Below are 11023 nucleotides of genomic sequence, written 5' to 3' on the forward strand. Positions count from 1 at the left end.
CCTCGCGGGATTCGACCTGTTCGTCAATACCGAGACGGATCGCGCGATCGAAATGGAGTTCAACGGGCGAACGATGGCAGTTCGGAACTGGCCGTCCGCGAGCGAGGGCGCTTCGATCGCCGTGTTCGAGTGACGCGCTCGGCGTCCGATTCGCCGTCGGCTTCGTCGAGCGTCCGCGCGACGAGGCGAAACACCCGGGTCGAAATCAGGTGCTGCGAGTGGGAAACGCCGCGGACGGTCAGGTTGCGCGCGGCGGGGTGCGCCATACGATCGGCCGGCACGACATAAATGTCGCGGTCGGAACACACGCACACCAAATCGACCCCGAGGGCCTCGAGGTCGTCGCTGTTCAGATCGCGGATCATATCGCTTTCCGGACGTAACGGACGCGTGAGGTCGGTGTTGGCATAGTGCGCCGCGTAGGTGCCTCGATGCGGCGTGGCGAGCGTGACGAGCGTTCGGACGTGCGGCGCGAGGCCCATGCGCTGGATCGCGAAGCGCGAGATGATCCCGCCCAGCGAGTGCGCGACGATGTCCACGCGGTCCTCTCCCGTCACCGTGAGCACGCGCGAGACGAAGCCCACGAGCGCCCCCGCGTGCTCCTCGATCGATCCGCCTTCGTACCCGAAGGCATAGAGGCGTTTGCGCCCGTGCGCGTGCAAATACAGTCGAAGCGGCCACCAGGCGCCGCGGCTCCCGCCGAGCCCATGGACGAGACCGACGGGGGTGCGTTGGCCACCCGGTCGATCGTAGACGTCCTCGCGCCGGGGTAGGAGCAGCGAGTAGGCCGAAAGAGAGACGCAGCCGATTTCGTGCCACACGTCGGGATTCACCGCGTGCCATGCCTTGAAAAAAATGCCCGACGCACCCTTGGCCCCGTCGGCGAAGAGTTCACGCAGATTCAGATCTCGCATTGGCAGCTCCGACAGATAGTGTGAACGCGCCCGGCCGGTTCGCCCACGCTCAGGAAGGCGTCTTCGCCCTTCTTGATCGGCTTGCGGCAGTTCGCGCAAACGAGACGGCGGTTGGCGACCATCGGCTGCCATCCTGCCACGGCGGTGGAATCGAATTCGCCCGGCGAATTCGCGAAGGCTTCGGCGATGTCGAGACCGCTGTCGACGATGTTCTCGACCATGCGCACCGAGTCTTCGAGAATGTTGCGCACGAGGTTCGACACGGGCACGCGAAGCCGCCGGGCCTGCGTGACCAGGTCCTCGTAGAGTCCCTTCGGGACACGGGTTTGCAGCACGCGATCCTTGGGGTCGTCCGAGTGCGGGCGTCCCCGCGTGCGGGCCACGGCTTCGGGCTCCTCCGAAGAGGTCGCTGATTCGTCGTGCGCGCGCTCGGGGTCGGCTCCCTTGACGACGCGCAGGGCCTTGTCCGGATTTGAGCGTTTCACCATCATCGCTTAAATGTACTACGAAAAATGACGATGTCAACGCTTTTTGTTCCGCCCGATTGCGCCGACGGTGCGACCCCGGATGTCGCGCCAGGGCGTCAGACTGCGCTCCGTGGCGGAAGCTGTTGCGACGCCGCTAGAATGCGCGAAACGAAATCGGACGCGGGAGTGTGGCATTGAGCGAGGTGTGGCGCGAATCGTTCTTCGAGCAGGCGGCGGCGCTGCGCGCGCGCGGCGGATTCGAACCGCTCGTCGTTCTCGCCTCGTCCAACCGACTGGGTGAGGACCTGCGCGGTGAACTGCACCGACGATTCGGCGGCTGGCTCGGTGCGTACACGCTGACCTTCATCGACCTCGCGACGCGCCTTGTCGCCACGCTCGGTCCGGTCCGCCCGCTCGCGCCGCCCGAGTTTTTACACGCGCTCGCCGCGCGGCTGGTGGCCGAGATGCCCGAAGGCGTCTTCGACCGCGTGCGCAATTTCGCGGGGACTCCGGGCGCGTTTCTCGCGACGTTCGAAGATCTGTCGGAAGCAGGTTGGACGCGGCTGCCGCTCGCGACCGGCGATTCGCTGAAACTCACCGGGTTCGACGCGCTCTACCGGCGCTTTCGCGAACTCGTGGACGATGCGGGATACGACCTGCCCGGGGCACGCATCGCGGGCGCGGCCGCTGCGGCGGGCGAGTACGCACGCGCCTTGGGCACGTGGCGGCTGCACGTGGCCGGACTTTACGATGTGAATCCCACGCAGGCCGCGCTTCTTCGCGCCCTGGAAAAATCCGCGGACGTCCTCTACCACGTCCCACCGGTCCCCGAGCCGAGCGGTTTCGCCGTTCGTCTCGCGCAACGCGTTCGAGGGATCGAATCGAAGTCCTCGACGCGAGCGGCCCTGCCGACGGACCGAGCGTGGTCGTGCCCGGATCGGCACGTCGAGATCCGCGAAATCGCCCGCGAGGCGCGTGCGCTCGTCGATGCCGGCGTCGCGCCGAGTTCGATCGCAATCGTCTTGCGACACCCCGAAACCTATCGCGATCTCGTGGTCGAACACTTCGCCGAGTTCGGTGTGCCCGTTCGCCTCGCCGGCGGTCGGCGACCCGATGGGTCCATTTCGGTCCGACTGTGTGCGGCGCTCGTGCGTCTGGCGACCGACGTCGATCGTACCGGGCAGCCGAGGTGGTCGCGGGCAACGGCCGCGCCGTTCCTCGCGACGGCATTCGGGGACCGCGGCGACGGAGCGCATCGATGGGAACCGCTGTCGCGACGCGCGCGCCTTCAACGTCCCGCGGACTGGGACCGCCGACTCGGCGCGATCGCGTCAGGCGAGCTGACGCCCGATGAATTCAATGCGACCGATCGGCGAGATGCACGCGACCTGCGCGACGCGTGGACGCGACTGGTCAACGCGGTGCTGGCGATTCGCGGCGTGACGACACACGCCGAAGCGGCGGACACCCTTTGCACGGTCGTGCGCGATATCCTCCCGGTAGATGCCGCGACGCCCGAGACGATCGAGCGCCTTCGCGCGCTGAGGCACGCCGACGAGGCGGGACTGCGTTTCGACGCCGATCGGTTTCTGGCGCGGGCGGCGGAAGCGGTCGCGGGACTCGCCACGCGCGATGACGTGAATGCGCGCGCGGGGGTGCAGGTGCTCGACATGAGCGCCGCGCGCGGGACGCGGTTCGAGCACGTCTTCATGCCGGGGTGCGTCGAGGGAGAAATCCCGTATGTCGGGCGCGAAGACCCGATTCTTCTCGACTCGGATCGGGACGCGCTCAATGCGCGCGTCGGCGCGCACGAGCGTCTGCCGGTATTCGCCGAGCGCGTGCGCAACGAACGTAATCTCTTCGACCTCGCGTGCCGCAGCGCCGCGACTTCGCTCACCCTCACATGGCCGAGGCGCGAGATGGGCAGTGGGCGCGCTATCGCCCCCAGTCCGTTTCTCGTCGCGATGTTCGCCGAGTCGATGAGTCTGGCGGATTTCGAGCGCGCGAACGGCGTCCGAAGATGGATGACGGGATTTGCCCTGACGTCCGACGATCGACCGCGAACGTTGACGGAGCATGACGTCGCCGCCGCGCGCGTTCTCGAAGCCGAACGGCCCGGGCTTTCGGCGCTCTACCTGCAGTGCGTTTCGCCGGGTTTTGAACCGCGACTCCATCGCCAGAAATCGCGTTACGGCGCCCGAAGCTGGACGGCGCATGAAGGACTGTGCGCATCGCCCAATGTGATCGACGCGCTGCGTGGAGAGCGGCGGCAACGCCCGGCGATGCGCGTGACCGAACTCGAAAAATACGCACAGTGCCCGAGGCGTTACCTGTTGCTCGACTTCATCGGCCTCGCGTCGAACGGCGATGCGGACGAGGCGCTTTCGCTCGACGCCCTCGCGCAGGGTGACTTGCTTCATCGCGCGCTGGCCGTGGCTGCCCGTGATCGTTCTTTCGAGGCGGCGGAGTCCTGCCTGAAAGACGCATACCGCAAGCTCGCCGAGGCCGGCCACACGGCGCGCGGGATTCTGGCTGAGGTCGAACTCGCGGCGCTGGGGAAACGGTTGCGCGCGTTGTGGGACGCGAATGCCGAGTGGTCGGCGGATGTGGTGCGGATTCGGACCGAGGAACCGTTCGAGTTCGCCGTTGCGGATGGAACGGTCCTGCGCGGACGCATCGACCGGATCGAGGAACTTCCGGGCGGCGCGATGCGTGTGATCGACTTCAAGACCGGTCGTGCGCGCAATTCCGTGTTGCCAGGCGATCTCGCCGAGGACGACTTCAACGCGGGGCAGACGCTGCAATTGCCGGTGTATGCCCGAGCGCTCGCGGCACGCGGCCCGGAGCTTGCCGGGCGAGTCGCGTGCGAATACCGGTACCTGAAGGACAAGAAGGGGAACGAAACACCTGTGCGCGTCGGCTTCTCAGCAGAAGCTCTCGAAGAGCGCACGGAGACGATCGACGCCGTGATCGCGGGCATCGGCGCCGGCATCGCGTCGGGCGCGTTTGTCGCCCGGGCCGACGTCGCGGCGGCGGAAACCCTGTGTGCGAACTGCGCGGCGGGACGGATCTGCGACGGCGTGGCACGCGCGCGCGCGGCTCGAATCGACGCCGAGGCCCCCCAACATCCTTGGCGGCACTTGCTGACCACGCACCCGGCGGACGGGGACGACGCGGAGGACGACGATGCTTGAGGACCAGAAGGCGCGGGACGCGGCGGTCCGGGAGCGCGTCGGCGTGACGTGGATCGAAGCCGGGGCGGGCACGGGAAAGACGCGGACGATGGTGCTGCGAATCCTGCGTCTCGTAATGGAGGAAGGCGTCGGCATCCGGCGAGTCCCGGCGATCACGTTCACGGAGAAGGCCGCGGCGGAACTGCGCGCGAAGATCCGCGAGGCGCTTCAGGCCGAACTCGCAAGGTCTCCCGGCGCGACGGCGGCGCGGCAGGCACTTGCCGAAATCGACGCCGCGACGATCAGCACGATTCATTCGTTCTGCCAGTCACTGCTCAAGCGCCGTCCGCTGCAGGCCGCGCTCGATCCCCTCGCGACGATTCTGGATCAGCACGCCGAGGACGAGCTTCTCGCGGACGTTTACGACTGTTGGTTTGACGAGCTGGTACTGGACCCTCCGCCCGCGATGCGCAAGGTCTGGCGCGCTCAGCCGATTCGCGCCCGGCGCGACGGCAGCGACGTGTTGTGGCGAATTTGCGCCGCGGTCTGCCGCGACGCCGATCTGCTGATGGATCGCCCGGCGAGGCGAACGGCGGACCTTGCCGTCGACTGGGCACGTGTGCGCGAAAGGGCGAGAGCGCTGCGCGACTTCATTTCGGCGAACTGCACGGATCTTTCGGACAAGGCCGCGTCCAACGGCCTTGCATGGCTCGACGCGCTCGATGCGTTCGACCCGACCGAAGAACGCGACGACGACACGCGCCCCGATCCGCCCAAGCCTGACAATCGGGGTGGTTCGGCAAAGAAGTGGACGGCGGGAGCGCTCGATCAGTTCAAGGCCGACCGCGACGAACTCCACGACGCGGTGGCCGGTTTCATGCGGACGATCCACGCATCCGTCGTGTGGGATGTGTACGAGATCGCGCGTGGCTTCGCGCGGCGGTTCGATGAACGCAAAACGCGACTCGGCCTGCTGGGATTTCAGGATCTGCTTGTGCGGGCGAATCGCATGCTGGACGAAAACGCCGACGACGTGCGCGCGGATCTCGCATCGCTCTATGATGAAATGCTGATCGACGAGTTTCAGGACACCGATCCCCTGCAGGTCGAAATCGCCTCGCGCCTCGCGGGAATCCTCGGTGAACGCTCCGGCGCGAAGCCGCGCCTGTTCGTCGTCGGCGATCCCAAGCAGTCGATCTACCGGTTCCGGCGCGCCGACATCGAGATCTACGAAGAGGCAAAGCGGCGCTGGCTGGCGGGCGGTGAACCGCACTTCCTGACGGTCAACTTCCGATGCGCGCCGGCCATCATCGACGCGGTCAACGCCGTCTTTTCGGCGATCCTGCCGGCCGACGCGGCGACCGAAACCGACCCGCGCTACGTCCCGCTGGTCGCGGGGCGCTTGGAGTCCGGCGATCGACGCGCGCCGAAGGGCGCGGGCGTCGTCGTGCTGCGCCCCGGGCGCACGTTGGGAAAGGCTGACCGACCCGGCGCGCTGTCTTATGCGGCGATCGCGCGATGGATCGCGAAGAGCGTGAGAGACGGCCTCGCGATTTCCGATCCGACGACTGGACGAATCCGCCCCATGCGCTTCGGCGACGTGGCGATCCTCAATCGGCGCGGGACGACCTTCGACGACATGGAGGAAGAACTGCGCGCGCACGGCGTGCCGTTTCTCGTCGTCGGCGGCAAGGCTTATTACCGCCGGCCGGAGATCACCGGCATCATCGCCGGGTTGCGCGCGCTGGCCGATCCGTCGGATTCTCTCGCGCTCGGCGAATGGCTCACTTGCGACTTCGTCGGTTTTTCCGACGAAGACCTGCTTGGGCACAAGTTGGCGTACGGAAGCATCGATTGTCTCGCCGCTCCCCCGGCGGACGATGCACTCTCGACGCACCTTCGCGCTCTCGGCGAAATCGCGGCACGCCGCAACGAGCGGGGGTGCGCCGCCACGGTGCGCGCGCTGTTCGGCCTCGCCGACGTCGTCACGTGCGCGGCGGTGTTCCGGCGCGGCGATGTTGCCGTCGCGAATCTGCAAAAAATTCTCGATTTCGCGACCGCATCCGACGGCGCGTTCGCGCTGTTCGAGGAATTCGTTCGCCGTCTCGCGAGCGATCTCGACTCCGATCGCGAGGAACCGGACCACGCGGTGGTGGAAGACGGCGCCGACGTCGTCTCACTGCTGACGATCCACAAGGCGAAGGGGCTCGATTGGCCGGTGGTGGTGCTGCCCGACCTGCACGCGCAGTTTCAGGAGTGGGCGGGCGGAACTGTCGTCGTTCGTCGCGCCACGGACGAGATGGGCGTGCGTCTCGCGGCCGGATTCGAAACCGAGATGTATCAGGAACTGGGCAAGCTCGAACAGGCATTTCAGCGCGCCGAGCGCAAGCGGCTGCTCTACGTGGCGATGACGCGCGCGCGCGACTGGCTGGTTCTGCCGCTGTTCGGGCGCGTCACATATCATTCCAAGACGGGCGCACCGACGAAACAGCGGGGCTTATTGGGAGTCCTCGCCGAAGCCGGCGCGATCGACGACGAGTTGCGTTTAGCGGGTCCCTTCGCCGGTCACGTGGCCTGCGTCGAGGATTTCGACGTGGATGAGCCGGGTTACATGGCGGATCCGTTCGCGCACGGGACGTATGCGAATAGCGTCGAACCGACTCCTTCGCAATCGGCGCGAATCGAGGAATTGCTCGCGCGAAGAAGCGATCTCGCGGCGAAGAGCGCGGTCGCGGCCGACGCGACGACCTTCGCCTCGCCGAGCGAGCATGACGAACAAATCCCGCGCTCCGAAACGGCGGAACATGCCGCCGAGGAGGCGCGGCGGCTTGGCTCGGCGTTTCACGCGCTCATGGAGCGGCTCGACTGGGCGAATCGTCCGTCGTGGCCGGACGCATGCGCGCAGGCCGCGCGCGAGTTCGAATTGGACGTCGACGGCGCGGGTCGCCTGTCCCGCTGGCTCGACGCGTTCGCCAAGATGCCGGTGTTCGAGGAACTCGCGATGGCGCGGCGCTTTGTCGAAGTCCCCTTCACGTGGACCGGTGATCCCGACGGAACCGGCTCGCGGGACTTCGCGGGCAGAATCGACCTGGTCGCCGTGCGGGAAGGCGAGCGCGTCGTGATCGTCGACTACAAGACTGACGCCGTGGCGCTCGATCGTGTGCCGGAACGACGGGAGTATTACCGCCGCCAGGGCGAAATCTATCGCGCGGCCGTGGGCGCGCTCCTGTCCGGAGCGCGCCCCGTATCGGTGCGATTCTGTTTCGTGGAGCCGGGCGTCGAAGTGGCTCTGTGATCGCCGACCGGCGCTCGTCTATTTGCGCAGGCGAATCTGCTCGAGCTTCACGGTTCCATTGTCGCCGTCGTCGAAGGCGATCGCGTAATTCGCGCCGTTGATCGCGGAAACCTTGCCCGGGTAGTACTTGCCGGTGGTCCACTGAGCCAGCACCTTCGCGCCGACGGCAACCGCCGCCTTCGCCGGGACGACATCGGCCACGATCTGCGCCGTCGTGCAGCACTTCTGGTCGCCGTCGTCAAAGGCGATGTGCCAGCCGGCGTCGCACTTCTTGTCGATCTTGCCGTGGTACCAGCCGTTCGCGACCCACTCGGCGAACACGGCCGTGCCCGGTTTGAGTTCACCGGCGGCGTACGCCATCGTCGCGATCGCGAGGAGCAGCAGAACCCCGAACGTCATCCGTCGTCGCATGGAAAGCCCCTTTGGTTGAGAAAAACGTGTTGCGAACTTCAGCGATAAATCGCGGGCAGCAAGGTGTCGTTCCCCGTGAAGGTGAAAAACACGATGCCCGCGAATATGGCGATCAGAATCACGAGCCACAGGTACCTTCCGAGCCAGCGCTTCATCGCCAATTCCTCATGGACGCGCTTGCCGTGCGCGCGCGATCGACTCGATCCGCGCGGCGACCAACTCGCCGATGATGTGGTGCCCTGCGGCGTTGGGGTGAAACGGGTCCTCGACCGAATTCCAGAGCCCGTCGCCACGCCCGTCGGCGTCGAACGCCGCCACCACATCCACCAGCGGTCGGTTTGTTTCGCGCGCGATGTCCTCGACCGCGCGATTGTACTCCAGATCCGCCCGGTCGCGAAACGCGGCGACAAAGGGAATCAAGTCCTCGGTTTTCGCGGCCTCCGCGGTTAGCCCCTCGTGGCGCTCGGCGTCGAGCAGAGCCTGATAGGTCGCGACAATCGTCGGGTCCAGACGCTGCGCGTCGCGGTAATGCGTGAGCGCCCGCGGCCAGTCTCCCGCGGCCCGCGCCTCGTCGCCGCGCCGCCTCTCTTCCACCGCCTCGATCGGATCGATCACAGCCAGCCGCTGGAACGGCAGATTGATCGGCATCTTCAGGTAAACCAGCTCGACGCCGTTTTCGCGGCAGATCCGGTCGATCTCGAGCAGGTTCGCGCGATAGTGCTCGAGCGGCACGCGGCGCGGCATGGCCTCGGGGTCAAAAGCGCCTTGCCGACTCGCGGCGCGCAGCAACCCACGACGCAGCAGTCCGTAGGCCGCGCTGCGGTTGAGCGCGTTCTGGATCGCGACGCGCGCGGGGGCATCGGAGTGTTGCTCTGCGTCGACGCGGCCGTCGTTGTTGAAAAATCGAAAGCGGTCCAAATCGTTCAGGTCGTAGGCGACCGTGACGACGTCGGGCGACCAACCGAGCACGTGATCGCGCAACCGACGCACGCCCTGCCACGTGGTATAGCCCGGCGTGCCGCCGTTGATGACCTCGGCCGTGATCTCGCGCCCGGCGAGAACGGACTGCGCCCATGGGGGGTACGCGTCGGCCTCGGGCACGCCCCACCCGAAGGTCGGGCTCGCGCCGAGCGCCACGACGCGGAACGTCCCCTCCGGCTTGGGCACGGCGAACGTCGCGCCGCGAAGGTTCTGCGTGCCGGTGCGCACGGGCTGGCTCTCGAACACGGTGTCGAGATTCGCGCGAAGCCGCCAGATCAGCGCGGGGTCGCGCTCCAGAATCGCGAGGATTTTTTCGAGGCGGCTGGGCGCGATGAAGACGCGACACACGACCTCGATGGCGAGGAGCACGAGAACCGTGACGAGCGGCGCGACGAACGCGGGTCGCTTTCCGGGGCCGGATTCGCGGGACATGCGCGAATCATAGCGACGCGCGGCGAACGCGGGAAGTGACGACCCCTTGGCCCCGGCGTGCAAACGTGGCACACGCGATGACGTGACGACGAAATCAAACGAAGAATTCAACGGCACGCGACCATCGGTCGTGGTCCGCGCGCTGACGTGGGCCGCGCGGCATCAGGTCCGCGTCTTTTGCGCGCTGGCTTTGGCTGCCGTGCTCATCGCGGAGATTTGGCTTCATGCGCTTCCGTTCCCGCCCTACGCGGCGGACATGCTCTTCTATCAGGCGGCGGATCTTTCGGTGCATCGCGAAAGCGACGATCCCAAGCTCCTGATCGAGCTGACGCCGGGCGCCAAAGATGTGTATGAGCGGCCGGGGCAGACGCGGCGCGTGGTGTCGATCAACCGGCTCGGTTTGCGCGGGTCGGATCGCGACGCGGCGAAGCCGGGCGGCATCTTTCGCGTGCTGATGCTCGGCAGCTCCACCACGTTCGGCGCGTCGGTGAGCGACGACGAAACGCTCTCCGCGCAGATGGAGCGGCGCTTGAACGCCACAGGTGCGGGCCGATACGAGGTGTGGAACGCGGGCGTGAATTCGTACGGGCCCGCGCAGATGGCGGCGCTCGGTGACCGGCTGCTGGCGGGCGGTGCGTCGCCCGACCTCATTGTGTTTCAGCTTTTTCTCACGGGGCCGCGCGCCTTCTTAAAAGACCGCCCGCGCATCGAACCGTTCGAAAAAGACTCGACGCTCGCCGCGGAGTATTTCGTGCTTCCCTCCGTCGTTGGCGAACGCGCGCCGGGATGGCTGGTCGCCCGGTCTCGCCTCGCGCTGTTGCTGCTCGCGCACGGCAACCGGATGATCCCGTCTGAACAAATGCAGGAGCGTCTCGTGCTTGTCCAGCGCGAACACCACCGACGCGCGCTCGCGGGCTTCGTCGCGCGCCACGCCTCTGTCGCGCCGATCCGCGCGTTCGTGATGCCGTGCGCCGATCCGGCCGAGGTCGCCGATCTGCTCGAACTCGCCGCCACGTCCGGCCTCGATCCGTGGTGCGTGCCGCCCGAGGTTGATACGCAGGAATACCTGGACGCGCATCCCGCGCCGCACGTTTATGATTCCTACGCGCGGTTGCTGATCGACCGTTGGTGTGACGAAAACCTGCTGGGAGACGCATGTCGATCATCGTGATTCTCGCGCCGATGCCGTCGCCGTCGCGAATATCCAACGCCGTCATCACGAACGCGCCACCAGTCATTCCGATTGCTCGCGGTCTGTCATCCTGAGCGAAGCGAAGGATCTTCCCGTCCAAAAAGACCAGTCGTTTCAACGGTTTATCCGTTGCCATTTCATGTTTTACTGGAAGAATC

General features: G+C 66.7%; 7 protein-coding genes. 3 read left to right on the top strand and 4 right to left on the bottom strand.

Going from position 1 to position 11023, the window contains the following annotated elements:
* Positions 1-59: 59 nt before the first annotated feature.
* The gene (locus tag IT350_06245; GenBank protein ID MCC6157635.1) at positions 60-914 is read right to left on the bottom strand and encodes a hypothetical protein; all 855 of its coding nucleotides are present in this window, start codon (positions 912-914) and stop codon (positions 60-62) included.
* The gene (locus IT350_06250) at positions 902-1399 is read right to left on the bottom strand and encodes a hypothetical protein (protein ID MCC6157636.1); all 498 of its coding nucleotides are present in this window, start codon (positions 1397-1399) and stop codon (positions 902-904) included. Before IT350_06250 ends, IT350_06245 begins: the two co-directional genes overlap by 13 nt.
* Before the next feature lie 176 nt (positions 1400-1575).
* Here IT350_06250 and IT350_06255 point away from each other — a divergent pair, with 176 nt between their 5' ends.
* On the top strand, positions 1576-4575 hold the full coding sequence (locus tag IT350_06255; protein MCC6157637.1) for a PD-(D/E)XK nuclease family protein: 3000 nt from the start codon (positions 1576-1578) through the stop codon (positions 4573-4575).
* Positions 4568-7849 carry a UvrD-helicase domain-containing protein gene (locus IT350_06260; protein MCC6157638.1) on the top strand — a complete coding sequence of 1094 codons (3282 nt, stop codon included), beginning with the start codon at positions 4568-4570 and terminating at the stop codon, positions 7847-7849. The genes IT350_06255 and IT350_06260 overlap by 8 nt, the downstream gene beginning before the upstream one ends.
* Positions 7850-7867: 18 nt before the next feature.
* Here IT350_06260 and IT350_06265 read toward each other — a convergent pair whose 3' ends face one another.
* Entirely contained in the window at positions 7868-8260 is a 393-nt protein-coding gene (locus IT350_06265; GenBank protein ID MCC6157639.1) for a DUF4537 domain-containing protein, read from the bottom strand.
* Between the two features lie 165 nt (positions 8261-8425).
* The gene (locus tag IT350_06270; protein ID MCC6157640.1) at positions 8426-9673 is read right to left on the bottom strand and encodes an SGNH/GDSL hydrolase family protein; all 1248 of its coding nucleotides are present in this window, start codon (positions 9671-9673) and stop codon (positions 8426-8428) included.
* An 82-nt stretch (positions 9674-9755) separates the two neighbouring features.
* Here IT350_06270 and IT350_06275 point away from each other — a divergent pair, with 82 nt between their 5' ends.
* Entirely contained in the window at positions 9756-10844 is a 1089-nt protein-coding gene (locus IT350_06275; protein MCC6157641.1) for an SGNH/GDSL hydrolase family protein, read from the top strand.
* The last annotated feature ends 179 nt before the right edge of the window (positions 10845-11023 follow it).

Source organism: Deltaproteobacteria bacterium (assembly GCA_020845895.1).
Taxonomy (GTDB): domain Bacteria; phylum Lernaellota; class Lernaellaia; order JACKCT01; family JACKCT01; genus JADLEX01.